The 22,646-nt window shown below is 66.2% G+C and carries 24 protein-coding genes; 14 read left to right on the top strand and 10 right to left on the bottom strand.

What is annotated here, in order from left to right:
* Window positions 1-39: 39 nt before the first annotated feature.
* A complete protein-coding gene (locus MA07_RS23525; protein WP_036357586.1) occupies window positions 40-315 on the bottom strand; it encodes a hypothetical protein in 276 nt (91 codons plus the stop codon).
* 203 nt (window positions 316-518) lie between these two features.
* Between MA07_RS23525 and MA07_RS23520 the strand changes: the two genes are divergently transcribed.
* Window positions 519-992: an AAC(3)-I family aminoglycoside N-acetyltransferase gene (locus tag MA07_RS23520; RefSeq protein WP_036357583.1), complete on the top strand. Its 474-nt coding sequence runs from the start codon at window positions 519-521 to the stop codon at window positions 990-992.
* Between the two features lie 22 nt (window positions 993-1,014).
* Here MA07_RS23520 and MA07_RS23515 read toward each other — a convergent pair whose 3' ends face one another.
* Window positions 1,015-2,193 (bottom strand): NAD(P)/FAD-dependent oxidoreductase, encoded by a 1,179-nt coding sequence (locus MA07_RS23515; protein ID WP_036357579.1) that lies wholly within the window; start codon window positions 2,191-2,193, stop codon window positions 1,015-1,017.
* Between the two features lie 193 nt (window positions 2,194-2,386).
* On the opposite strand from MA07_RS23515, the gene MA07_RS23510 reads away from it, so the two are divergent.
* Window positions 2,387-2,824: a YqaA family protein gene (locus MA07_RS23510; RefSeq protein ID WP_036357577.1), complete on the top strand. Its 438-nt coding sequence runs from the start codon at window positions 2,387-2,389 to the stop codon at window positions 2,822-2,824.
* Here MA07_RS23510 and MA07_RS23505 read toward each other — a convergent pair.
* Both MA07_RS23505 and MA07_RS23500 read right to left on the bottom strand, forming a co-directional pair.
* Window positions 2,821-3,057: a hypothetical protein gene (locus tag MA07_RS23505; protein WP_036357574.1), complete on the bottom strand. Its 237-nt coding sequence runs from the start codon at window positions 3,055-3,057 to the stop codon at window positions 2,821-2,823. The genes MA07_RS23510 and MA07_RS23505 overlap by 4 nt on opposite strands.
* A gap of 44 nt (window positions 3,058-3,101) precedes the next feature.
* Window positions 3,102-3,704: a cation transporter gene (locus MA07_RS23500; protein ID WP_036357571.1), complete on the bottom strand. Its 603-nt coding sequence runs from the start codon at window positions 3,702-3,704 to the stop codon at window positions 3,102-3,104.
* Window positions 3,705-3,873: 169 nt separating this feature from the next.
* Between MA07_RS23500 and ilvD the strand changes: the two genes are divergently transcribed.
* The gene (gene ilvD, locus MA07_RS23495) at window positions 3,874-5,703 is read left to right on the top strand and encodes a dihydroxy-acid dehydratase (protein ID WP_036357568.1); all 1,830 of its coding nucleotides are present in this window, start codon (window positions 3,874-3,876) and stop codon (window positions 5,701-5,703) included.
* Window positions 5,704-5,852: 149 nt separating this feature from the next.
* On the opposite strand, the gene MA07_RS23490 is transcribed toward ilvD, so the two are convergent.
* Window positions 5,853-6,095: a hypothetical protein gene (locus tag MA07_RS23490; RefSeq protein WP_036357566.1), complete on the bottom strand. Its 243-nt coding sequence runs from the start codon at window positions 6,093-6,095 to the stop codon at window positions 5,853-5,855.
* Window positions 6,096-6,496: 401 nt separating this feature from the next.
* Here MA07_RS23490 and MA07_RS23485 point away from each other — a divergent pair, with 401 nt between their 5' ends.
* From MA07_RS23485 to MA07_RS23470, 4 genes are all read left to right on the top strand, one after another.
* Complete coding sequence (locus MA07_RS23485; RefSeq protein WP_036357563.1) at window positions 6,497-8,791, top strand: autotransporter outer membrane beta-barrel domain-containing protein; 2,295 nt, start codon at window positions 6,497-6,499, stop codon at window positions 8,789-8,791.
* Window positions 8,792-8,917: 126 nt separating this feature from the next.
* Entirely contained in the window at window positions 8,918-9,214 is a 297-nt protein-coding gene (locus MA07_RS23480) for a hypothetical protein (protein WP_036357561.1), read from the top strand.
* A gap of 137 nt (window positions 9,215-9,351) precedes the next feature.
* A complete protein-coding gene (sugE, locus tag MA07_RS23475) occupies window positions 9,352-9,669 on the top strand; it encodes a quaternary ammonium compound efflux SMR transporter SugE (protein ID WP_036357559.1) in 318 nt (105 codons plus the stop codon).
* Between the two features lie 25 nt (window positions 9,670-9,694).
* On the top strand, window positions 9,695-11,188 hold the full coding sequence (locus MA07_RS23470) for a sensor domain-containing diguanylate cyclase (protein WP_052003470.1): 1,494 nt from the start codon (window positions 9,695-9,697) through the stop codon (window positions 11,186-11,188).
* Between the two features lie 15 nt (window positions 11,189-11,203).
* Here the strand turns inward: MA07_RS23470 and MA07_RS23465 are convergent, their stop codons facing one another.
* From MA07_RS23465 to MA07_RS23455, 3 genes are all read right to left on the bottom strand, one after another.
* Complete coding sequence (locus tag MA07_RS23465) at window positions 11,204-12,574, bottom strand: glutamate--cysteine ligase (protein WP_036357557.1); 1,371 nt, start codon at window positions 12,572-12,574, stop codon at window positions 11,204-11,206.
* Window positions 12,575-12,728: 154 nt separating this feature from the next.
* Window positions 12,729-13,868 carry a carboxylate-amine ligase gene (locus tag MA07_RS23460; RefSeq protein ID WP_036357554.1) on the bottom strand — a complete coding sequence of 380 codons (1,140 nt, stop codon included), beginning with the start codon at window positions 13,866-13,868 and terminating at the stop codon, window positions 12,729-12,731.
* Between the two features lie 172 nt (window positions 13,869-14,040).
* Window positions 14,041-14,787: a 16S rRNA (uracil(1498)-N(3))-methyltransferase gene (locus MA07_RS23455; RefSeq protein ID WP_036357550.1), complete on the bottom strand. Its 747-nt coding sequence runs from the start codon at window positions 14,785-14,787 to the stop codon at window positions 14,041-14,043.
* Window positions 14,788-14,993: 206 nt separating this feature from the next.
* On the opposite strand from MA07_RS23455, the gene MA07_RS23450 reads away from it, so the two are divergent.
* The 7 genes from MA07_RS23450 (at window position 14,994) to lpxK (ending at window position 20,668) form a co-directional block, all read left to right on the top strand.
* Window positions 14,994-15,476, top strand: a complete 483-nt coding sequence (locus MA07_RS23450) for a hypothetical protein (protein WP_036357547.1) — start codon at window positions 14,994-14,996, stop codon at window positions 15,474-15,476.
* An 18-nt stretch (window positions 15,477-15,494) separates the two neighbouring features.
* Window positions 15,495-16,424 (top strand): 4-hydroxybenzoate octaprenyltransferase, encoded by a 930-nt coding sequence (gene ubiA / locus MA07_RS23445; protein WP_036357544.1) that lies wholly within the window; start codon window positions 15,495-15,497, stop codon window positions 16,422-16,424.
* Between the two features lie 105 nt (window positions 16,425-16,529).
* Window positions 16,530-17,336 (top strand): 3'(2'),5'-bisphosphate nucleotidase CysQ, encoded by an 807-nt coding sequence (locus MA07_RS23440; protein WP_200879422.1) that lies wholly within the window; start codon window positions 16,530-16,532, stop codon window positions 17,334-17,336.
* A gap of 60 nt (window positions 17,337-17,396) precedes the next feature.
* A complete protein-coding gene (locus MA07_RS23435; protein WP_036357541.1) occupies window positions 17,397-17,630 on the top strand; it encodes a DUF4170 domain-containing protein in 234 nt (77 codons plus the stop codon).
* A gap of 10 nt (window positions 17,631-17,640) precedes the next feature.
* Window positions 17,641-18,375, top strand: coding sequence for a lysophospholipid acyltransferase family protein (locus MA07_RS23430; RefSeq protein WP_036357537.1), 735 nt, complete (start codon window positions 17,641-17,643; stop codon window positions 18,373-18,375).
* Window positions 18,372-19,661, top strand: a complete 1,290-nt coding sequence (locus MA07_RS23425; protein WP_036357534.1) for a 3-deoxy-D-manno-octulosonic acid transferase — start codon at window positions 18,372-18,374, stop codon at window positions 19,659-19,661. The genes MA07_RS23430 and MA07_RS23425 overlap by 4 nt, the downstream gene beginning before the upstream one ends.
* Window positions 19,661-20,668: a tetraacyldisaccharide 4'-kinase gene (gene lpxK, locus MA07_RS23420; protein ID WP_036357531.1), complete on the top strand. Its 1,008-nt coding sequence runs from the start codon at window positions 19,661-19,663 to the stop codon at window positions 20,666-20,668. Before MA07_RS23425 ends, lpxK begins: the two co-directional genes overlap by 1 nt.
* Window positions 20,669-20,677: 9 nt before the next feature.
* Here the strand turns inward: lpxK and MA07_RS23415 are convergent, their stop codons facing one another.
* On the bottom strand, window positions 20,678-20,899 hold the full coding sequence (locus MA07_RS23415) for a DUF2093 domain-containing protein (RefSeq protein WP_036357528.1): 222 nt from the start codon (window positions 20,897-20,899) through the stop codon (window positions 20,678-20,680).
* Window positions 20,900-20,970: 71 nt separating this feature from the next.
* The gene (gene xseA, locus MA07_RS23410; RefSeq protein ID WP_036357526.1) at window positions 20,971-22,545 is read right to left on the bottom strand and encodes an exodeoxyribonuclease VII large subunit; all 1,575 of its coding nucleotides are present in this window, start codon (window positions 22,543-22,545) and stop codon (window positions 20,971-20,973) included.
* Window positions 22,546-22,646: the final 101 nt, after the last annotated feature.

The raw sequence follows: 22,646 nt of genomic DNA, 5'->3' as shown, positions 1-22,646 counted from the left end.
ACCCTCGCAGGGGAGCAACGAGGGTTCTCTAGCTCGGGCTTACTTGAGCGTGACGCGAGCACCATCCTTCAGGATGACGCCCGTGGCGTGCACGCCTTGGCCGGCAACGGCGCCCTCACGGGCAGCACCGTTGAGATTACGGCCGTTGAGGTTGCGTCCGTTCAGCAGGATGCCGTTCAGGTTACGGCCGTTCTCCGAGATGCCGTTGAGGTTGCGGCCGTTGAACGACAGACCGGGCTTCCGGGCATTGGCCTCCGAAGTGACGACAAGACCTGCCAACAAGGCGGCGGTCAGGATGGGCAGAGACTTCATCATTGTGTTCACCTAGAGCCCCTTTGATTGCACATGTCCTTGTCGGCTCTTATTTTGAAACTTTATATCGATAAGTGGCGTACCAAGCTCAATGAACCTTGGGTTGAAAACTTTCCTCACAGGAAGGCTCTATGTCCTAGCGCACATGCGCAGGGGTGAGGCCGCAGGGGTCTTAACCGCTGCTGCGACCGTGCTATGCTTGAGAGATGCTCCTGCCACCCGTCACAATCCGCCGGCTCGGTCCAACAGACGTTCCGGTTCTTCGCCGGCTGAACGTCCTGTTCGGACAGGCCTTCGCGGACCTCGAGAGCTATACGGGCCATCAGCCCGAGGACGCCTACCTGGAGGGTTTGCTCGCGAAGGAGCACATCTTCGCCGTGGTGGCGCTGGCAGGCGAAGAGGTTTTAGGTGGGCTCGTGGCCTATGAGCTCGACAAGTTCGAGCAGGCGCGGCGCGAGGTGTACATCTATGACCTTGCCGTCCATGCGGAGCATCGGCGGCAGGGCATCGCGACCGCGCTCATCGAGCATCTGCGCGGGATCGCTATGGAGCGTGGCGCCTGGGTGATCTATGTGCAGGCGGATTACGGCGACGACCCGGCCATCGCGCTCTACGAGAAACTCGGGACTCGTGAGGACGTGCTGCACTTCGACATCGCGACGGCGCCGGCATCCCGCTGATCTGGAACAACCGGCGCAGGCGTCAGGCCGCCTGTCCGGCGCACCAGCCCGAGGACCAGGCCCACTGGAAATTGTAGCCGCCGAGCCAGCCGGTCACGTCCACGACTTCGCCGATGAAATAGAGGCCCGGCACCGCCTTGGCTTCCATGGTGCGGGAATCGAGCTCGCGGGTGTCGACGCCGCCGAGGGTCACCTCGGCGGTGCGGTAGCCCTCCGAGCCCGCCGGCTTGAAGCGCCAGCGGTTGACCGCCTCCTCGACAGCCCGCAGGCGCTTGTCGGAATAATCCGCCAGGTTGGCCGGGCCCTTCTCGGTCTCGGCAATGAGCTGCGCCAGGCGTTTGGGCAGGAATGTCGAGAGAGCCGTCTGCAGCGCCTGCCGGCCGTTCTGCACCCGCGCCGCGCGCAGTTCCTCGAACAGGTCGACGCCCGGCAGCATGGACAGGGTGATCTCGTCGCCCTCGCGCCAATACGAGGAGATCTGCAGGATGGAGGGGCCGCTCAAGCCGCGATGGGTGAAGAGCAGCGCCTCGGCAAACCGGGTCTTGCCGCAGCCTGCCACCGCATCGACGGCGACGCCCGCAAGCGGCGTGAGCCGCTCCAGCATCGAGGGCTCCAGGGTCAGCGGCACGAGGGCGGGGCGCGTCTCGACGATCTTCAATCCGAACTGCTGCGCGAGATCGTAGCCCAAGCCGGTGGCGCCCATCTTCGGAATGGATTTGCCGCCGCTCGCCACCACAAGCGAGCGGCACTGCACCGCCCCTTGCGAGAGCCTGAGCGAAAAGCCGTCAGGGGTTTTCTCGACGGATTCCACGGAGGTCGCGAGCCGAAGCTCCGCGTTGGCCTGCCGCATCTCGTTCAGCAGCAGATCGACGATCTGCTTCGACGAGCCGTCGCAGAAGAGCTGTCCCAGGGTCTTCTCGTGATAGGCGATGCCGTAGCGCTCCACGAGGGCGATGAAGTCGCGCTGCGTATAGCGGCGCAAGGCCGAAATGGCGAAGCTCGGGTTCTGCGAGATGAAATTGGCAGGGCCGGCGTTGAGATTGGTGAAGTTGCAGCGCCCGCCGCCGGAGATGCGGATCTTCTCGCCGGGCTTGGCCGCATGGTCGACGACCAGCACGGACCGCCCGCGCTTGCCGGCCTCCGCCGCGCACATCATCCCGGCGGCGCCTGCGCCGATCACCACAACGTCGAACTGATCCAAGTGAAGGTTTCCTGAGAGCCCGGAGGACTGCAACGAGACGGTTCGGCCGATGGCTTTCGGCCTCACGATGGGCCGTAGGTATTCAGGTTGAGAGGTCGATGCAAGCGGCTCACGATTGCGCCAGCGCGGGAAGCATGCCAACGCTCCTGCGTTAGGCTCTCACGCTATCCTCTCCCTCCGGTCATCCCGCCTCATGCCGCATCTTGCCGAACACGGCGCCCTGTTCGCCGCAGCCTTCCTCTCGGCCACGATATTTCCGTTCCAGTCGGAGGCCGTGCTGTTCGCGATGCTCGTGGCCGACCATTACACCTGGTGGGTGCTCATTCTCATCGCGAGCGCGGGCAACATTCTCGGCTCGGTCGTGAACTGGTTTCTGGGCCACTTCTTGGCCGACTTCGAGGATCGGCGCTGGTTTCCGGTCAAGCGCAGCCAGATGGCCAAGGCGGAGGCCTGGTATCACAAATATGGCCAGTGGACCCTGCTGCTGAGCTGGGTGCCGATCATCGGCGATCCGCTCACCATCGTGGCGGGGCTGCTGCGGGAGCCTCTGCGGATCTTCATTCCGCTCGTGGCGCTCGCCAAGACCGGCCGGTATCTCGCCGTCGGGGCCCTGAGCCTGGGCTGGATCTAAGGCCCCTGCAGGCTCGACCAGATCTCTTCCAGATGCCGGGGCCCGAGCACCGCGCCGGAATTGGCACGGATCACGGCCTCCATGCCGGCCGGGGCCTCGTTGTTCATGGCCCAGTGCACCGCCTCCCGCAGGGTGGTGAACTCCCTCACATCGCTGGGATGGCCTTGGCCGGCTGTGCCGATGGGCTCATATTGCAGATGGGCTGGGGCATCCAGGTCGTCTTTGCTCAGCATGGTACGATCCTACCTTGAGAAGCGCTCAGGCAGGACAACGCACCTCAAGCTTCAGGCGTTTCAGCCCGGTGCTCCTCACGGGCCTCCTCCCAGACCTCCCAGGCTGCATCGGCATTGACCGCCGCGATGCCGAGACCGACGATCAGGTCAGGCCAAGCCGAGAGCGTGGCCGCCGTCACCAGCCCTGCGGCGACGATCGCCACATTGGCGAAGGCGTCGTTGCGGGCGGACAGGAACGCCGCCTTGGTGAGGCTGCCGCCGTGGTGGCGGTAGCGGGCGAGCAGAAGCGCGCAGGCGAGATTGACCGCAAGAGCCCCTGCCCCGGCGAGCGACAGGATCACCGGCTCAGGCGGGACCGGAGCCCAGAACTTCTCCCAGGCCATCCACAAGGTGGCGAGGCCCGGCACGAGGATGACGGCGGAGAGCAGCATCCCCACCCGGGCCCGCATCCTCAAGGTGAAGCCCAAGGCCAGGAGGATGAGGAGGTTGATGGAGGCATCCTCCAGAAAGTCGATGCTGTCGGCAAAGAGCGACACCGACCCGATGGCGAGAGCCACCGCGAACTCGATGCCGAAATAGCCTAGGTTGAGCGCCGCCACGAGGGCGACCACCTGACGCAAGGATCGATTGGAGGCCGTCTGATCCATCCGCTTTCCTTTCAGGTCGAGCCTTATCAAGGACGGCCGCCCCTTTCCAGCAAGCTCGGCCCTCAGCAATTCCATTGCGGCACAGCAGGCGCGACCACAAGGAATGGCAAATTTTCTTGCAAGTTTCGCAATTTCAGTCGAACAAGACCTCAAATCTGTAGGGGAAACTATGCCAGCCTATCGTTCTCGCACCACCACCCACGGCCGCAACATGGCGGGCGCTCGCGGCCTCTGGCGGGCCACGGGCATGAAGGATTCCGATTTCGGCAAGCCGATCATCGCCGTCGTGAACTCCTTTACCCAGTTCGTGCCGGGCCACGTCCACCTCAAGGACCTCGGCCAGCTCGTGGCGCGGGAGATCGAGAAGGCGGGCGGCGTCGCCAAGGAGTTCAACACCATCGCGGTGGATGACGGCATCGCCATGGGCCATGACGGCATGCTCTACTCTCTGCCCTCGCGCGAGCTGATCGCGGACTCGGTCGAGTACATGGTCAACGCCCATTGCGCAGACGCGATGGTGTGCATCTCCAATTGCGACAAGATCACCCCCGGCATGCTGATGGCCGCCATGCGCCTCAACATCCCGGTGGTCTTCGTCTCCGGCGGGCCGATGGAGGCCGGCAAGGTCGTACTCAACGGCGTGACCAAGAAGCTCGACCTGGTGGACGCCATGGTGGCGGCCGCCGATGACACGATCGCCGATGAGGACATCAAGGCTATCGAGCGCGCCGCCTGCCCCACCTGCGGCTCGTGCTCGGGCATGTTCACGGCCAATTCCATGAACTGCCTCACCGAGGCGCTCGGCCTGTCGCTGCCGGGCAACGGCTCGACGCTCGCCACCCACGCGGACCGGAAGCGCCTGTTTGTGGAAGCCGGCCACCTAATCGTCGACCTCGCCCGCCGCTATTACGAGCAGGACGACACGAGCGTGCTGCCGCGCTCCATCGCATCGTTTGCCGCCTTCGGGAACGCCATGACGCTGGACATCGCCATGGGCGGATCGAGCAACACGGTGCTGCATCTGCTCGCCGCCGCCCATGAGGCGGAAGTCGACTTCACCATGGCGGATATCGACCGACTGTCGCGCCGGGTTCCGGTGCTGTGCAAGGTCGCGCCGGCCATTGCCAACGTGCATATGGAAGACGTGCACCGGGCCGGCGGCATCATGGGCATCCTCGGCGAGCTCGACCGCGCAGGCCTCCTCGACACCTCGGTGCCGACCGTTCATGCCGAGAGCATGAAGGCGGCTCTCGACCGCTGGGACGTGCGGCGCACGAACAGCCACGCGGTGCACGAGTTCTTCAGCGCAGCGCCGGGCGGCGTGCCGACGCAGACCGCGTTCAGCCAGGCGAGCCGCTACGACAGCGTCGACACGGACCGCGCCTCCGGGGTGATCCGCGACGCGGAGCATGCCTTCTCCAAGGACGGTGGCCTTGCGGTCCTCTCCGGCAATCTCGCGCTCGACGGTTGCATCGTGAAGACGGCCGGCGTCGACGAGAGCATCCTGGTGTTCTCCGGCCCTGCCGTGGTTTTCGAGAGCCAGGATGATGCGGTGAGCGGCATCCTCAACGGCAAGGTGAAGGCCGGCGACGTGGTGGTCATCCGCTACGAGGGACCGCGCGGCGGCCCGGGCATGCAGGAGATGCTCTATCCCACGAGCTACCTGAAATCGAAGGGGCTGGGCAAGGCCTGCGCGCTCATCACCGACGGGCGCTTCTCGGGCGGCACCTCGGGCCTATCCATCGGCCACGCCTCGCCGGAAGCCGCCGAGGGCGGCACCATCGGCCTCGTGCGGGACGGCGACCGGATCGAGATCGACATTCCGAACCGTCGGATCCAGCTCGCGGTGGGCGAGGCGGAACTCCAGCGCCGCCGTGCCGAGCAGGACGCTAAAGGCTGGCAGCCGGCTCAGCCGCGCAAGCGCAAGGTGTCGGCGGCCCTCAAGGCCTATGCCATGCTGGCAACCAGCGCCGCCAAGGGCGCCGTGAGGCAGATCTGATTGAGACAGAGCCCGGCTTCCGGCCGGGCTCCTCCCATACCCGCCATGTGCGAAAACGCACATGATTCTGGCTCTTGCCCTTTAGCCAGGACCGTTTTCCTCCCTGAACGGGGAGTACCCCGCACATCCGCCCTCCCTAGCTGACCCCGTTACACAATAACGGTAGGGAGAAGCGCCATGTCGAGCCGAGGCGGTACTGGGTCGAGGTTTTCAACGCGCCGCAAGCGGCCAAGCGCCTGTTCGGCCGCCATCACCATTCCATCTCTCGGCAGGCCCTCGGCAACGAGCATTCTGGCCTTGAGCCTCGCCGCGGCGGCTTCCATCGGTTCGGCGCAGGCCGCCTGCACGTCGAGCGTCGTCAACGGCGTGACGCGCGTGGTGTGTTCGGGCACGACGACTGACCATTACTGGGCACGGGAAAACGCGCCATCCTCTGTGGAGGTGCAGGCCGGGACTACGATGCAACCCAGCGGGGCCGCCATTCGCGTGGAGGGCAACAGCACGGTGACCGTTGCCAACGGGGCAACCATCACTGTGACCGGCTGCAACGCGGATCAGGCCTACAACGCGATCTATGCCAAGGATGACGGCAGCACGATCACCAACAACGGCTCGGTCTCGACGACGCAGAACTCGGTGGATGGCCTGGAAGCCACGGGCAGCAGGAACACCCTCGTCAACACGGGCAATGTCTCGACCCACGGAAGATCATCGGAGGCCCTGATCGCGCGGCCAGAACAACGTTCTGCGCAACAGCGGCACCGTCCAAACGTCGGGCTCCTCCGCGCGCGGCATGATTGCGGAGGGCCACAACAACAGCTTCGTCAATTCGGGCACGATCCGCACAACGGGCGCCGGCGGCGAGGGCATCCGCGCCGATGGCGGCACGATGAACACGGCCCGGAATGTCGCGATCAGCAACAGCGGCACCATCGAGACCAGCGGCTACACGGCCGATGGCATCCGGCTTATCGGAACCGGGGGCACGATCACCAACGACGGCACGATCACCGCATCGGGTCTCGAGGCGCGCGGCATCAAGATCGAAGGCGACGCCAACCGGATCGAGAACCGCGGCACCGTGCAGGGCTTGGGCAATGACGGCGAGGGGCTGTACATCATCAGCAATGCCGGTCAGGCCAACACCGTGATCAACCGGGACGGCGGCACGATTGCGAGTCGTGACGAGGTGGCCGTGCGCGGCCGGCACGGATCGGAGATGATCGAGAATTTCGGCACGATCCGCACGCAAGCAGCACAAGGCACGGCGATCGATCTGGGCGATGGCAACGACTCGCTCCTCATCGGCGCGAGTTCGACCATCGACGGCCATGTGCGCGCAGGCGCGGGCACGGACACGTTCAGGCTCGGCGGCCGGGCGAATGCGACCTTCGACGTGCGCGAGATCGGCGCCAGCGCCAGATATCGAGACTTCGAGCGGTTCGAGAAGGTCGACACCTCCACCTGGACCACGCAGAACGACAACAACACCGCCATGCCCTGGGCCGTGCGGGAGGGCACGCTCCTCGTGACAGGCAGCATGGGCGGATCCGACATGACGGTACATGGCGGCGCGACGCTCGGCGGCACCGGCACCGTCGGCAGCATCGATGCGCTGTCGGGCAGCATCCTGTCTCCGGGTGTCGATGGCGCCACGAGCCGCGCAGGCGTCGGCGACATCCGCACCCTGAACGTGAGGGGCGACGTCAATATCGCGGCTGGCACCACCTACCGTGTCGACCTCAACAACCGCTTCGAGAGCGACCGGATCGTGGCGAACGGGCGCGCCACCATCCAGGGCGGCACCGTCGAGGTCCATGCCGAGCGGGCAACGTATTCGCCGGGGCGCTGGACGATCCTGACGGCGCAGCGGGGCGTGACGGGCCAGTTCAGCGGCGTGGACGACCTGATTTTCTTCCAGCCGCTCCTGACCAAGGATGCCAACAACGTCTATCTCGAGCTGCTCCCCGTCTTTCCGGGGAACGACCCGGGGCAGGACCCGAGCGATCCGGGCAACCCCAATCCCAGGCCCGTCCCTCCCCTGCAGCCCGAGACCACGCCGCCGATCACGATTCTGCACCACGAGAACCTGTTCCGCGCGGCGATCCTCTGCCGCCTGCGCTGCTCGTCCTCCGATGCCATGGGGGCCGTTCCGTCCTTCGTGGCGATCGACTCGGAGCCGGTTCAATACGCGGCGGACCTTCCCGGGCGGCGCACGCCGGTGGCCGCTCCCGTGGCAGAGGCTCCGGCCTCGCGGGGAACCGGCTGGGGCGTGTGGGGCAAGGTGCTCGGCTCCTTCGGGCGCACCGACGCGACGCCGACCTCCGCGGCCATGGAGCGGATGACGGGCGGCATGGTGGTCGGCGTGGATGCGGGTCTCGGCACCCCCTACCGCCTCGGCATGGCGGCCGGATACCTCGCCACGTCCTTCGACATCGACGCGGCCGCCGCGTCGGGCAATATCGACAGCTTCCACATCGGCGCCTACGGCTCCGCCGCCTTCGGGGCCTGGACCCTGCGCGGCGGCGTGGCTTACGCCCATCACGAGATCGAACTCGCCCGTGGGGCCGTAGCCGGCCGCTTCCGCGGCGGCGACACGGACACCTCGGCCGATTCCGTGCAGGTCTTCGGGGAGGTCGGCTACACGTTCCGCCTGTCGGACCACGTGACCCTGGAGCCGTTCGTGGGCTTGGCCCACGTGCATGTGAGCAGCCACGACGTGGTGGAGAATGCCTCACCCTTCCAGGCAACCGGCAAGGTGGCCGCGTTCGACACCACCTACTCGACCCTCGGAGCACGGGTCGTCGCAACCATGCCGACGAGCGCCGGAACCGTGACCTTCAAGGGCATGCTCGGCTGGCGCCACGCCTTCGGCGACGTAGCCCCCGAGGCGCGCTTTTCCGTCGCTGGGTTCCCCACGCCGTTCCTCGTGGTCGGCGCGCCCATCGATCGCGACAGCCTCGTGGTGGAGGCCGGCCTGAACTGGCAGGTGAGCGAGACGGTCACCGTCGGCGTCATGTATGACGGCGCCATCGGGCAGCGCGACCAGGAGCATACCCTGCGGGGCAGCTTGAGCGTGCGGTTCTGAAATACGGGCAGGGCTGCGGCGGGCGACGCCGCCGCAGCCAAAGGTCTCAGGGCGGCGATCCCGCCTTGACGAAACAGTGTCGCCTGGAGTCCAGTCGGAAGAGCCAAATCAGCCGCAGGATACCCGATGACCCGCCTTCTATGGACCGCCAGCCTCCTTCTGCTCACGGGTCCGGCCTTGGCTCAAGCTGCGCCGGAGGACAAGCCGCTTCGGCTCACCGTCCGCCCGTCCGGGACCGAACCGGAGGTGAACGAGGCCTTAGAGCGGCAGCAGAAACTCCTCAGGCGCCTGGAGCGGAGCAATCACATGGTCCGTTCGATCTGCATCAATTGCGGCGACGAGTGGAAACACCAGATCTACGCCCCGTTCGACCCCTATGCTGCCCTGGGCCGCGCCGCCCAGCCATCCGACGCCGGTAACTAAATTCATAGGCTGACCTTTGGCCGCGCCCGGATTTTGTTGAGAACGTTTTCCGGACCCTCTATATCCGAAGGGGCGAGGACGACCTCGCCTTCATGACAAACGGTAGGGACGGCCCTGCCTATGACGGAGGTCCTGTCATGGCATGGACTTGGCTGACGCTTGCCGGATTGTTCGAGATCGGTTGGGCCATTGGGTTGAAATATACCGACGGCTTCACCCGGCTGGTTCCTTCGTTTTTGACGGCCCTCAGCATGGTGGTCAGCGTCGTGCTTCTCGGCCTCGCCCTCAAGACCCTGCCGGTCGGAACGGGCTACGCGGTCTGGACCGGGATCGGAACCGTTGGAACCGCCCTGCTCGGCATCCATCTCTTCGGCGAGCCGGCCACCGTGATGCGCCTGGTCTGCATCGGCCTCATCGTCTCCGGGATCCTCGGCCTGAAGTTAGCCTCAGGCTAGCTTGGGTCGTTATGGTGGACGCGTCATGACCACATTCGCTCAGGAAAGGCCGAGATCCTCGGCGCGAGGCCTCCGGGTCTTCGTGCTGGTGGTCTGCCTTGTGATCCTGGGCCTGGAGGGTTGGCGCTACTGGCATGACCGGGCGCACGAATTCGCCCGGATCCAAGCCGAAACCCTGAATCTCGCCAAGTCCCTGACCCAGCATGCCCAGGATACGTTCGAACTCGCGGACGCGCTCCTGGTGGATGTGGTGGACCGGGTCGAGACGGGCGGCACCTTGCCCGATGCCGTCGCGCGACTGGACGTCTTTCTGGTCGAGCGGGTGCAACCGCTTCAGCGAATCAAAGCTCTGACGATCTTCGACGAGGACGGGACTCTTCTGAGCAGTTCCCTGCCTGGGCACCGCGGCCGGGTGAATATCGGCGCCCTTGCCTTGTTCCAGCATCACAGAACCGCAGCCAGCAGCGACTGGTTCGCTGGTCCCCTGATCCGCGATCCGCTCGGCGGCGACTGGACCCTGACCATCTCGCGACGCTTCAACAAGCCCGATGGGAGCTTCGGCGGCATTGTCCAGGCGAGCATCCCGCCGCGATATTTCGGAAATTTCTTCGGCCGCTTCGATGTCGGTTCGCAGGGCTCGATCACCCTCCTTCACCAGAACGGCACCATCCTGTCGCGCTATCCCTACATCGAGCGGGCGATCGGATCCAACATCTTCGACGACCCGCAATTCAGAAACGCGAAAGGCTCCGGCAACTACGACTACACCTCCCCGATCGACGGACTTGTCCGCATGGGCGGCTATCAGCGCAACCACATCTTTCCCGTCGGGGTGATTGCCGCCGTGGGTCGCGATGAGGCGCTCGCCCGATGGAACGAGGAGTTCGTGTTCCGCAGCAGCATCATCGGACTGCTCGTCCTCACCATCGGGTCGCTCGGATGGATCCTCGCCGGAGCCCTTCGACGACGGGAAAATGCGGAGGCGGAGCTCGCTATCCTGGCCACCACCGACGGCCTGACGGGCCTGGCCAATCGCCGAGCCTTCGACAGGCAGCTCGAGGTGGAATGGCTTCGCGCCGCGCGCCAGAAAACCCCCGTGTCCCTGCTCCTGATCGATGTGGATCAGTTCAAGGCCTACAACGACGTTTATGGGCACCAGGCCGGGGACGAATGCCTGCGGAACATTGCGAAGACCATTTCCGGGGCGGCCCGCCGCCCTGGCGATCTGGCGGCGCGCTACGGCGGCGAGGAACTCGCCATTCTCCTGCCGGGAGCGGACGAGGCCGACGCGGCCACCATCGCGGAGAATCTGCGCGCGAAGGTCGAGTCCCTTCGCGTGCGGCACGACGCCAATCCTCCGAACTGCATCCTCACCATCAGCATCGGCAGCGCCACGCGGATCCCAAGCCTGGATCGCTCCCGCATCCGCCCGGACGACCTGATCACGCTGGCGGATGCCGCGCTCTATCGCGCCAAGCAGAACGGGCGCAACCGCGTCGCCAGCGAGAAAGCCGCCTGATCGGGCGACTCTCGTTTAGAAAACGTACTCGCTGAAGGCGAGCTTCACCGATCCGCCCCATGCGCCGTGGTAACGCTCGAGCAGACGCTCCGCCTGCGTGCGGCCCGAAGCGACGATCTCCTCCGCGTAGGCGAGGTGCCTCGTCTCGTCCTGACCTGCTTCATCAAGACAGGCGCGACGTGCCAGACCGGCGCGCGAGAGCGCCAGCGCGTCGCGGGCGACATCCTGAGCGGTGCGGCCGGCAATGCTGGCTTTGAGGGCCAGCTTCGGCACGTCCGCGCGCAACTGCTCCCGCTGTTCGGCACTCCATGCCTTCACCAGCTCCCATGCGCCGTCGAGCGCCGCGTCGTCGTAGAGAATGCCGGTCCAGAAGGCCGAGAGCGCAACGATGTGTTCGAGGTTGCCCACATCCGCGCCGCGCATTTCGAGATAGCGCTTGAGGCGCACCTCGGGGAACAGGGTCGAGACGTGGTTCGCCCAGTCCGAGTGCGTGGCGCGCTCGCCCGGCAGCTGCGCGAGCTTGCCGGCGAAGAGATCGCGGAAGGATGCACCCGCTACATCGTGATAGGTCGAGTCGCGCTTGACGAAATACATCGGCACGTCGAGCGCCCAGTCCACATAACGCTCGTAGCCGAAGCCCTCCTCGAAGGCGAAGCCCATCATGCCCGTGCGGTTCCTGTCCGTGTCGAGCCAGATGTTGGAGCGCATGGACAGATAGCCGTTGGGCTTGCCGTCCGTGAAGGGCGAGTTGGCGAAGATGGCGGTTGCGATCGGCTGCAGCGCCAGCGAGACGCGCAGCTTCTTCACCATGTCGGCCTCGGACGCGTAGTCCATGTTCACCTGCACCGTGGAGGTGCGGTACATCATGTCGAGGCCGAGCGAGCCCACTTTCGGCATGTAGTTCGTCATGATGCGATAGCGGGCTTTCGGCATCACGGGCGTCTCGGCCCGTGTCCAGAGCGGGCTCATGCCGAGCGTGAGAAAGCCGATCCCGAGCTGTTCGCCCACAGCCTTCACGTCGGCAAGATGCCGAGCCGTCTCGCGGGCCGTGTCGTGAAGGTTGCCCAGCGGGGCGCCGGAGAGCTCGAACTGCCCGCCGGGCTCCAGAGAGATCGCGCCGCCATCCCGGTCATCGGCAAGGCCGATGGGATGGCCGTTCTCCATGATCGGAGCCCAGCCGGTGCGCTCCTGCATGCCCTCCAGCAGCGCACGAATGCCCTTAGTCCCGTCATAGGGAACGGGGGACAGATCGGCCTTATAGAAAGGAACCTTCTCGTGCTCGGTGCCGAGCCGCCACGACTCACGCGGCTTTTCTCCGGAGGCGATCCACTCCACGAGTTCCGACCGCGCACCAATGGGGGTCGTATCGGATACGTCCCGCGCCATGCATCACCTCATCAAAAAGCGCGTTCAAGGCGCGCCGACTTAAGCGTCGGCTCTCAATAAGGGGCTTAACGCCAAGGTGCAATGCGGGACCCATGCACAAAACGATGAGGGCTCCAGCGCATCGTGCGGGCCAGAGCCGCACGATGGGCCCGCATCAATGCCGGAAGGCCGGCTCTCCCATTGTCTCCGCACTCAGCCAGTCGACCACGCCGGCCAGGGCATCCCGGTTCGACAGTCCTCGGCCGACTGCCTCGGTGTAGAGCGTCAGCTGCTGGTCGGCACTGGTGCCGCGGGCCACGATCCAGCGGGCGAGATCGAGCTCGCGCTGGCAGCCGAGCTCCTTGGCATCCTCGGCCACGAGATCCAGGGTCTCGTCCAGGAGTTCGCGCACCGGTTTGGCCATGCGGGTCTTCTCGTCGACGAAGCTGCCGTGGATGCCGTAGCGCTGGGCACGCCAGCCGTTCTCGTCGTTGATGGCCCGCGAGGCGCCGGTCTGCCCGGCATTGAGATTCGTATCGAGGCTAAGGCGGCGCACGAGGCAGCGATAGAGCGCCGCGATCGCGATGGTGTCGTCGACCCTCGTGCAGCTGTCGGCCACGCGCAGCTCCAGGGTCGGGTGCTTCAGGGACGGCCGGATCACCCACCACACATAGCTGGAATTCTCGATGGCCCGGGCGGCCACGAGGGTATCGATGTAGCGCTGGTAATCCTGCTCGTTCTCGAACAGGTCCGGGAAGCCGGTGCGCGGCAGCTCGCGATAGGCCGCCAGCCGGTAGCCGAGCAGGCCCGTGCGCTGCGCCTGCCAGAACGGCGAGGAGGTGGAGAGCGCCAGGAGCAGCGGCAGGAAGGGCTGGATCCGGTTCATGATGTCCACGCGCATGCCCAGATCGGGCACCTCCACGTGGACATGCATGCCGCACAGGACGGTGCGGCTGCCGAGCATCTGCAGGTCGTGCATGACCTTGCCGTAGCGCGGCTGCGCGTTGGGGCGCACGCGCGACCACACGGCGAGCGGATGGGTGCCGGAGGCCATGATGGACAGGTTGAAGTCGCGCGCCACGGCGCCGACGGAGGCTCTCAAGCCGGCCAGCTGGGCGCGGGCGTCGGCGAGTTCCAGCGACGGCTTGGTGGCGATCTCGAGCTGCGGCTCCAGCATTTCGGGTTCGATGTCGCCTGAAACCTGCTCCCGGCAGGCGGCGAAGAACTCCCTGATCTTGCCTTTGGCGATATCCCGTCTGGGGGCATCGTTGACGAAGTACTCTTCCTCGATGCCGAACTTGAAATCCCAGCTCATTTCCTCGTGTCCTTCTTTTATTTTTAGAAATGATCCTCGCGCATGCGGATCGGCCTGCGGCGACCGGCCCAAACTCCGGCTCAATGGGGCCGGAATGGGGCGGGTCGAGGCGAAATTGCTAAGCTTATGAAGCTAAAGGCAGATCGGCTTGAGCCGTCGTCGGACGATAAGGTCAGTTCCAGTCGCCGAGCACGGACTGAACGAGCGCGAGTGCGGCCACAGCGGCTGTGTCGGCACGCAGGATTCGCGGTCCCAACGATACGCAAACACATCTTTCGCGGGCAGCGACAAGCGCTCTCTCCTGATCGGTGAACCCTCCTTCGGGTCCCACGATAACAACCAGACCAGCTTGATTGTTCCCAAGCTTGGCCATGGCCTCGACCGGGTTCGAAACGGGCGCGTCCTCGTCGCAGAAGATCACCAGCCGCTCCGTCTCCAAGTCCTTGAGAAAACGCTCTAAAGTCCGCTCCTCACGCACCTCCGGAATCCACAGGATCCCGCATTGCTCGGCGGCCTCGATGGCGTTGCTGCGCATCCGGTCAAGGTTGACCCGGGTGCTCTGGGTCCGTTGCGTCAGGACAGGCTGGAGAACCCCCGCTCCCATCTCCACGGCCTTCTGGACCATATAGTCGAGCCGGGCGTGCTTCAGGGGCGCGAAGGCATAGATGATGTCGGGCGCGGCGCCCTGCTCGCGGATCCGCTCCGCACAGACGAGATCGGCTGCCTTGCGGCCCTCCACCGCGACCTCGGCTCGCCACTCCCCGTCCCGCCCGTTGAAGATCAGGACCGAATCGTCGTTCTTCAGGCGCAGGACGTTCAGCAGGTAGTTGGCCTGTCCCCGGTCGAGAGCGACCCTGGCGCCGGCCTGGAGGGGCGCCTCGACGAAGAGGCGGGGAGCGTTGAAGTCGTATTCAGCCATGACAACCTTGAACTGAGCCGCCCATGCTGTATCAATTTCCTCTGCCCCGAGGGAGAGGGGCGGCCGTTATGGTCACGGGAAATTCAGGTGCGGGATGGCACAGCTTAAGGCCGAGGCGACCATTCGCCTCTTGGCCTGACGGCCTTTCACCTGATAACAGAACGCAGGCGCGCGAGACGTCGCAAGCTTTTTGAGGGAATTTTGGCATGGCGCATATCCGTTCGCATCTTCTGGCTGCCTTTGCCGTCGCGGGCTTTTTCATGAGCGCTCCTGCCTTCGCGCAGTCGAGCGCCTGCCAGGAAGGGCAGAAGATCCTGCAGGAGCGGCAGGGCCTCGTGCAGCAGATCAACAAGCTGATGGACGGGGGCGGCAAGAAGAAGCAGGTCGACCCGCGTGCCGCCTGCTCCATTTTCACCAAGCTCGTGACGAACGGCAGCGCCGGTCAGAAGTGGATGACGGACAATAAGGACTGGTGCCAGATTCCCGACCAGGTGGTCGAGGGCTTCACCAAGGACCACAAGCGCTCCCAGGAAATCAAGGGCCAAGCTTGCGGGGCCGCCGCCAAGATGGCCGAGATGGAAAAGCGCGCCAAGCAGCAGCAGGCCCAGCAAGCCCAGCAGGGCGGCATGGCAGGCAAGATGGGTGGGGGCCTGACCGGCACCCTGTCGATCCCGAAGGGCGCCCTCTAAGCCTCGCATCCACGCCTCATGGAGCGCCCTGCCGCGTCCTCCCTGCCCGATGCCGTCAGAGGCCATTGGGCCGAGCGGTGGGCGCCGCCATCCCTCAAGCCATACCTGCGCCTCGCCCGGATCGAGCGCCCCATCGGCTGGTGGCTCCTGCTCCTGCCCTGCTGGTGGTCGGCGGCGCTCGCGGCGCTTGATGCCGGCCAGCCGTGGCCCGATCCGCTCCACTGCCTGCTCTTCCTGATCGGCGCCGTGGCCATGCGCGGGGCCGGCTGCACCTACAATGACATCGTCGACCGGGATCTCGACACCAAGGTCGAGCGGACCCGCCAGCGCCCCCTGCCCTCGGGACAGATCACCCTCAAGGGCGCCCTGGCCTTCCTCGCCCTCCAGGGCCTCATCGGCCTGATCGTCCTGCTCCAGTTCAACGGCTTCGCCATCGCCACCGGCTTCGCCTCCCTCGGCGTCGTGGCGCTCTATCCCTTCATGAAGCGCTTCTTCTGGATGCCGCAGATCGTGCTGGGCCTCGCCTTCGCCTGGGGGGCCCTGATGGGCTGGGCCGCCGCCTTCGGCTCAATGGGCTGGGCTGCCATCCTTCTCTATCTCGGCAGCATCAGTTGGGTGGTGGGCTACGACACCATCTATGCCCTGCAGGACATCGAGGATGACGAGGTCGTCGGGATCAAGTCCTCCGCCCGCTTCTTCGGCGAGGGGGTGAAGCAGGGCGTCGGCATCTGCTATGCCCTGACCGTGGTCTTCATCGCCGCCGCCTTCATGCAGGCTGGAGCCGGGATCGTGTCGTTCGCGGGCTTGAGCCTCTTCGCCCTTCACCTGGGCTGGCAGGTCGCGCGCATCGACCGGAACGATGGTGCCGGCGCGTTGCGGCTTTTCCGGTCGAACCGTGATGCGGGCCTGATCCTGTTCGCGGCCATGGTCCTGGACTGCCTGATCTAGATCTCTCAAGACCGTTTTAAGACCTCGTCCCTATTGCTCGGGAAAAGGCCGGGGGCGGTGCGGTGGGATATGGTATCTCCGCCCGGAATCCCCATCTCAGGTTCGATGCTGTCCCCTTCACCCCTTTCCCTGTCGTCCCTTGCCCCGGCCGTGCGCGACGCTGCCCGCCGTGCGGGAGACCTGGCTGTGCCCTATTTCCGCGCCGGCGCGCAGAGTACCGCCAAGCTGTGGTACAAGGGCGGGAGCTCCCCGGTGACCGAGGCGGATATCGCCCTCGACACCTACCTGAAGGGCCAGCTCTCCGAACTGCTCCCCGAGGCCGGCTGGCTTTCCGAGGAAACGGTGGACGATCCGGCGCGGCTCGGGCGCAGCTATGTGTGGATCGTCGATCCCATCGACGGCACCCGGGCCTTCGCCTCGGGCCATCCGGACTGGGCGATCTCCATTGCCCTGGTGCGGGACGGCAAGCCCGTTCTGGGGATCCTGCATGCCCCGATCCATGACCGCCTCTATGAAGCACGGCTGGGCGAAGGGGCCTGGAGCAATGGCGTCAGGCTGCAGCTGCCCGAGGCGGACACCTTCCCGGGTGCGGTCCGGGTGGCAGGCCCCAAGCCCCTCGTCGACCGGCTCGAGCGGCAGATCAATCCCGTCGAGCGCCTGCCCAAGGTTCCGTCGCTGGCCCTCAGGCTCGCCCGGGTGGCGGAGGGCTCCATCGATGTGGGCCTCGTCTCGGCCCATTCCCAGGACTGGGACATCGCCGCCGCCGATCTCATCCTGCAGGAGGCGGGAGGCCGCTTGACGGGCCTCGATGGTTCGATCCCGGCCTATAACAAGCCCAACCCTTCGCACGATGAAATGATTGCCGTTGCGTCACGGTTGCATCCTCGTGCTATTGGAGCCATGAGAGCCTGAAACATCGTTGGCTCCTCAAGCCTCAATCATCACAACCCTCGTCAGAAGAGCCCTATCACCATGACCGACACGCCTGGCAAGCAGCTCCTGCATCTGGTTTTCGGCGGCGAGCTCACCAGCCTCGAATCCACCGAGTTCAAGGATTTGTCCAACCTCGACATCGTCGGCGTCTTCCCGAACTACGCCTCGGCCCATGCCGCGTGGAAAGCCCGGGCGCAGGCGACCGTGGATAACGCGCAGATGCGCTACTTCATCGTCCACCTTCACCGCTTGCTGGACCCGCAGCAGGGCTGACCCGGACACGATGGGTCTCATCAAGCGCATCACCCGCTCCCGTGCGGTGCAGGAAGCCATAGGCTTCCTGGTCGCGGGCTATCTCAAGCTCGTGCAGCGCACGAGCCGGTTCGTCATGGAGCCGGCGGATGCCTATGACCGGATCGAGATGCCCGTGATCGCCGCCATGTGGCACGGGCAGCATTTCATGATCCACTTCGCCAAGCGGCCGCAGGACCGGGCGGCGAGTCTCGTCTCCCGCTCGGGCGACGGCGAGTTCAACGCCATCGCCCTGCGTCACTTGGGCGTCCGGGCGATTCGCGGCTCAGGCGCGCGCGGGCGCGACATTCGCAAGAAGGGCGGCGCCCAGGCCCTGCGGGCCATGCTGCGGGCCTTGAGCGAAGGCGAGATGGTGGTGATGACCGCCGACATCCCGAAGATTTCCCGCGTGTGCGGCTTAGGCATCGTCACCCTGGCACAGCTGTCCGGCCGGCCGATCGTGCCCGTGGCCGTGGTGACCAGCCGCCGCATCGACTTCAACAGCTGGGACCGGGCCAGCATCGGCCTGCCCTTCGGCCGGGGCGCCATCGTGCTGGGAGAGCCCGTCCCGGTGCCGAGAGATGCGGACGAGCAGGCGCTCGAACGCCTGAGGCAGAGTGTCGAGCGGGAGCTGGATCGGGTGCATGAGCGGGCCTATGCCCTGGTCGGCTCCAGGGATCCGGGGGCCAAGGCCACCCCCATGCTGGCGGGAGGCTCCCGGGCATGACGCTGCCGTTCACCTTCAGAACCTACCGGACTGTCGTGTCCATCCTGGAACCCGCCGTTCTGGGCCTCCTCTATTGGCGCCAGCGCAAGGGCCGTGAGGACAAGACCCGTCTCGGCGAGCGTCAGGGGCACCCCAGCCGGCAGAGGCCCAAGGGCCACCTGATCTGGGTCCATGGCGCCAGCATTGGCGAGACCCTGTCCCTCCTGCCGGTGGTGGAGCGCATGACGCAGCGCGGTCTCGCGGTCCTCGTGACCTCGGGCACGAAGACCTCGGCCGCCCTGATCGCCCGGCGGCTCCCGCCCGGCGCCGTGCATCAGTTTGTGCCGCTGGACGTGCCACGTTATATAAAGCGGTTTCTGGATCACTGGCAGCCGGACTTGGCCCTCATCGCTGAATCGGAAATCTGGCCCAACACGATCATGGCACTCTCGGAGCGGGACATCCCGCTCGTCATGGTCAATGGCCGCATGTCGGATCGGTCGTACCAGCGCTGGCAGAAGATGCCCGGCATCATCCGGGGCCTGCTCGAGCGTTTCGCCCTCTGCCTGACCCAGACCGCCGAGGATGCGGAGCGACTGGCGCGTCTCGGCGCTCCCCGGGTGGTCGTGACCGGCAACATCAAGTTCGACGCGGCTCCGCCGCCGGCCGACCCGCGCGTGGTGGCGCAGCTCTCGGGGCTCATCGCGGGACGGCCGGTCTGGCTTGCCGCCAGCACCCACCAGGGTGAGGAAGGCGCCATCATCGCCGTTCACCGCGCCCTGGCGAAACGTCACCCCCACCTGCTGACCATCATCGCGCCGCGTCATCCGCACCGGGGTCCTGAAGTGGCCGCCCTCGCGGGTCAGGCAGGCCTGCGGGCAGGCCGTCGCTCGCAAGGGATGCATCCCGACCGGGCAACGGACGTTTATGTGATCGACACGGTGGGCGAGATGGGGCTGTTCTACCGGCTCTCTCCGATCGTGCTCATGGGCGGAACCCTCGTGCCGATCGGCGGGCATAACCCGATCGAACCGGCCAAGCTGGGAGCCGCCATCCTGCACGGACCTCATGTTCATTCGGCGGTCGAGATCTACGATGCGCTCGACCGGTCCCGCGGGGCCCTGATGGTGAAGGACAGCAACACCCTTGCGCGGGCGGTGAGCGAAATGCTCGGCAACGCCGCCCTGACCCGGGACATGGCCCGCGCGGCCGGAGACGCCGTGCAGGCACTGGGCGGCGCCGTGGACCGGACGATGCAATCCGTGGAGCCCTTCATCGTGCAGGCCAAGCTCGGAGCCCGTCGCTGATGCGGGCGCCACGCTTCTGGTGGCAACCCTCTCCTTCGCTGCAAGCCAACCTGCTGCGCCCGGTCGGCCTGATCTATGGTTCCGTTGCGGCAAGTCGAATGAAGCGGCGCGGCGAGCAGGTGGAGTTGCCGGTCATCTGCATCGGCAACTTCACGGCGGGCGGCGCCGGCAAGACGCCCACGGCCATCGCCATAGCGGCGGTCCTGGACGGCGCAGGCGAAAATCCGATCTTTCTCTCCCGGGGCTACGGTGGCAGCCTCGCAGGTCCGGTCCGGGTCCAGCCGCAGCACGGGGCGGCCGAGATCGGCGACGAGCCTGTTCTCCTGTCCCGCACCGCCCGAACCATCGTGTCCCGCTCCCGCCCCGCCGGAGCGCGGCTTGCCTACGAGATCGGCGCCACGGTCGTCGTCATGGATGACGGGCTTCAGAACCCGTCCTTGATCAAGGATTGCGCCATCGCCGTCGTCGACGGCGCTACGGGCCTCGGCAACGGCCTGCTCCTGCCGGCCGGGCCCCTGAGGGCCCCCATGTGGGCGCAATGGCCGCTGGTCGACGCCGTTCTGGTGATCGGAGACGGTGAGCCGGGGCGGCAGGTCGCCCTCGAGGCGGACGAACACGGCAAGCGCGTCTTCACGGCATCGCTCGAGCCGGCGCCGGAAGCCGCCGAGGCGCTCAAGGGCCGGAGGGTCATGGCGTTTGCCGGGATCGGGCGGCCGGAGAAGTTCTTCGACACCCTGCACGCCTGCGGGGCCATCGTGGACGTGACCCACGCCTTCCCCGACCACCATCCCTTCAAGCCCCAGGAAGTGGCCGCCTTGCGTCAGGAAGCCGAGGCTCTCGGGCTCCTGCCTGTCACGACGGAGAAGGATCTTGTGCGGATGGCCGACGCTTCGGCAGCGTGGCCCGCGCTGACGGCCCTGCCGGTTCGGCTGCGGATCGAGAACGAAACCGGCCTTCGCAATCTTCTGATGCGGCGCATCAACGAGCGGCGCCTGCGTGTCGTTTGAGGCGCTTGCCTATTTCCGGGATGCGGCTTGCCCGGTGAGCCGCATCATCACCGCCTCGGGCGAGGCATAGGGCTCCTGACGCTCGACGCTCCAGTACTTGAGCTCGTCCAGGGGGATCTCGGCCCCCGTCACGGCACAGCGCACATATGCCCCGGGCTTCACCACCCTGAGATTGCTGTCGAGATATTGCACGACGGCCTCGCCGCCGCTGCGTTCGAACTTGTTCAACATGAAAACATCGACGGAATGCGTTGCGCCTACCCCTCACATAAGGGCTGCATCGGCCGATTGCCAACCTTAACTCAGAACAGGGCGCCCTGCTCCTCGACGGCCACGACCCTCGGCTTCGCGGGCCTCGGCCGCGAGCCGATCCGCCCGCCGGTGGCATCGGCTTTTCCGTCGGCGAATTCGAGCACCAGCGCTTGGCCGTCATGCACGGCTTCCGCCGAGTTCATGGGCCGCCCCTCCGCATCGCGAACCAAGGCAAAACCGCGCTTGAGCACCGACTTGTAGCTCAGGCTGTCGAAGAGCTTGGACACCGCCTCGAGCCGGTCGGCCTTGCGGGCGACCTGGCCTTGCAGCGCGGGCCCAAGCCGTTCGGCCACGCGCTGGGCGGTCTCTGAGGCCTGCGCGAGGCGCGTCCTCTCGGCTCGCAGAAGAGTCTGGCGGGAAACAGCAAGCCTTTCTCCAGTCTGCTTCAGCGTTTCACCCTTCAGCAGAATGGAGCGGCAGACCGCATTGTGGGGGCGCGGCCCCACCGCATCGAGACGGGCGCGCATGCGGGCGACGTTCGCCACCGGGGACACATGGGCGAGCTGGCGCGCCAGCTTGAGCAGCCGCTCCTCGTGCCCGCGGGCATTGCGGGAGAGCGCCGGATAGAGCTTGGTGGCGGCGAGATCCAGCCGCTGGCGCTTGGGCGAGAACAGCGCCTCCGCGCCCGGCATGGCTCGGGTCGTAGCGCGCAGGTCCGAGCGGCGCCGCTCGACGAGCCGCAGCGCCGCCTCCACGTGACGGCGGGAGAGATCGTTGACGGCCGCCATGAGCTCGACGCGCACCGGCACCACCATCTCGGCTGCGCCCGTGGGCGTCGGCGCGCGCACGTCGGCGGCGTGGTCGATCAGGGTCGTGTCGGTCTCGTGGCCCACGGCCGAGACGAGCGGGATGTCGCTCTCGGCCGCGGCGCGGACCACGATCTCCTCGTTGAAGCCCCACAGATCCTCGATGGAGCCGCCGCCGCGGGCGACGATGAGCACATCGGGACGCGGGATCTTTCCGCCGGGCTCCAGGGCGTTGAAGCCCCGGATGGCGGCGGCGACCTCGGCCGCGCAAGTGTCGCCCTGCACGCGCACCGGCCACACCAGCACCCGGCGCGGGAAGCGGTCCTCCAGCCGGTGGAGAATGTCGCGGATCACGGCGCCCGTCGGCGAGGTGACGACTCCGACTACCTGCGGCAGGAACGGTAGCCGCCGCTTGCGCTCGGGGGCGAACAGCCCCTCCGCGTTGAGCTTCCGGCGGCGCTCCTCGAGAAGCGCCATGAGCGCCCCGATGCCGGCGGGCTCCAGGCTCTCGACGACGATCTGGTACTTGGACGAGCCTGGGAACGTGGTGATGCGCCCGGTGGCGATCACCTCCATCCCCTCCTCGGGGCGGATCCTGAGCTTGGAGAAGGCGCCCTTCCAGATCACCGCATCGATGCGGGCATTCTGGTCCTTGATGCAGAAATAGGCATGCCCCGACGAGTGCGGCCCACGATACCCCGACACCTCGCCCCGCAGGCGCACATGGCCGAACGCATCCTCCAGGGTGCGCTTGAGGGCGCCCGCGAGATCGGAGACCGACCATTCCTGGGCATTCGAAGGGGCTTTGTCTGCGAACATGCCGTGAACCTAATCCGCCCCCATGGGGTCTGCCAAGGGCTCGGGCACAACAGGCGGCGACAACGGCGCGCTATCCCCTGAGCATTTCGCCGCGCCCTTCG

Origin of the sequence: Microvirga sp. BSC39 (assembly GCF_000739015.1) — a bacterium.
In the GTDB taxonomy this organism is placed as follows: domain Bacteria; phylum Pseudomonadota; class Alphaproteobacteria; order Rhizobiales; family Beijerinckiaceae; genus Microvirga.
Note: the sequence above shows the minus strand (reverse complement) of the source record. Positions and strands in the feature narration are given on the sequence as shown.

Coding starts and splice junctions, on each gene's coding strand:
- ilvD (WP_036357568.1), top strand. CDS start 3,874: ATGCCAGCCTATCGTTCTCGCACCACCACCCACGGCCGCAACATGGCG.
- MA07_RS23470 (WP_052003470.1), top strand. CDS start 9,695: ATGACCACATTCGCTCAGGAAAGGCCGAGATCCTCGGCGCGAGGCCTC.
- MA07_RS23440 (WP_200879422.1), top strand. CDS start 16,530: ATGCTGTCCCCTTCACCCCTTTCCCTGTCGTCCCTTGCCCCGGCCGTG.
- MA07_RS23435 (WP_036357541.1), top strand. CDS start 17,397: ATGACCGACACGCCTGGCAAGCAGCTCCTGCATCTGGTTTTCGGCGGC.
- MA07_RS23455 (WP_036357550.1), bottom strand. CDS start 14,787: ATGGCTGAATACGACTTCAACGCTCCCCGCCTCTTCGTCGAGGCGCCC.
- ubiA (WP_036357544.1), top strand. CDS start 15,495: ATGGAGCGCCCTGCCGCGTCCTCCCTGCCCGATGCCGTCAGAGGCCAT.
- MA07_RS23485 (WP_036357563.1), top strand. CDS start 6,497: ATGATTGCGGAGGGCCACAACAACAGCTTCGTCAATTCGGGCACGATC.
- MA07_RS23500 (WP_036357571.1), bottom strand. CDS start 3,704: ATGGATCAGACGGCCTCCAATCGATCCTTGCGTCAGGTGGTCGCCCTC.
- MA07_RS23450 (WP_036357547.1), top strand. CDS start 14,994: ATGGCGCATATCCGTTCGCATCTTCTGGCTGCCTTTGCCGTCGCGGGC.
- MA07_RS23415 (WP_036357528.1), bottom strand. CDS start 20,899: ATGTTGAACAAGTTCGAACGCAGCGGCGGCGAGGCCGTCGTGCAATAT.
- MA07_RS23520 (WP_036357583.1), top strand. CDS start 519: ATGCTCCTGCCACCCGTCACAATCCGCCGGCTCGGTCCAACAGACGTT.
- lpxK (WP_036357531.1), top strand. CDS start 19,661: ATGCGGGCGCCACGCTTCTGGTGGCAACCCTCTCCTTCGCTGCAAGCC.
- MA07_RS23525 (WP_036357586.1), bottom strand. CDS start 315: ATGATGAAGTCTCTGCCCATCCTGACCGCCGCCTTGTTGGCAGGTCTT.
- MA07_RS23430 (WP_036357537.1), top strand. CDS start 17,641: ATGGGTCTCATCAAGCGCATCACCCGCTCCCGTGCGGTGCAGGAAGCC.
- MA07_RS23510 (WP_036357577.1), top strand. CDS start 2,387: ATGCCGCATCTTGCCGAACACGGCGCCCTGTTCGCCGCAGCCTTCCTC.
- MA07_RS23480 (WP_036357561.1), top strand. CDS start 8,918: ATGACCCGCCTTCTATGGACCGCCAGCCTCCTTCTGCTCACGGGTCCG.
- MA07_RS23505 (WP_036357574.1), bottom strand. CDS start 3,057: ATGCTGAGCAAAGACGACCTGGATGCCCCAGCCCATCTGCAATATGAG.
- MA07_RS23460 (WP_036357554.1), bottom strand. CDS start 13,868: ATGAGCTGGGATTTCAAGTTCGGCATCGAGGAAGAGTACTTCGTCAAC.
- MA07_RS23465 (WP_036357557.1), bottom strand. CDS start 12,574: ATGGCGCGGGACGTATCCGATACGACCCCCATTGGTGCGCGGTCGGAA.
- xseA (WP_036357526.1), bottom strand. CDS start 22,545: ATGTTCGCAGACAAAGCCCCTTCGAATGCCCAGGAATGGTCGGTCTCC.
- sugE (WP_036357559.1), top strand. CDS start 9,352: ATGGCATGGACTTGGCTGACGCTTGCCGGATTGTTCGAGATCGGTTGG.
- MA07_RS23425 (WP_036357534.1), top strand. CDS start 18,372: ATGACGCTGCCGTTCACCTTCAGAACCTACCGGACTGTCGTGTCCATC.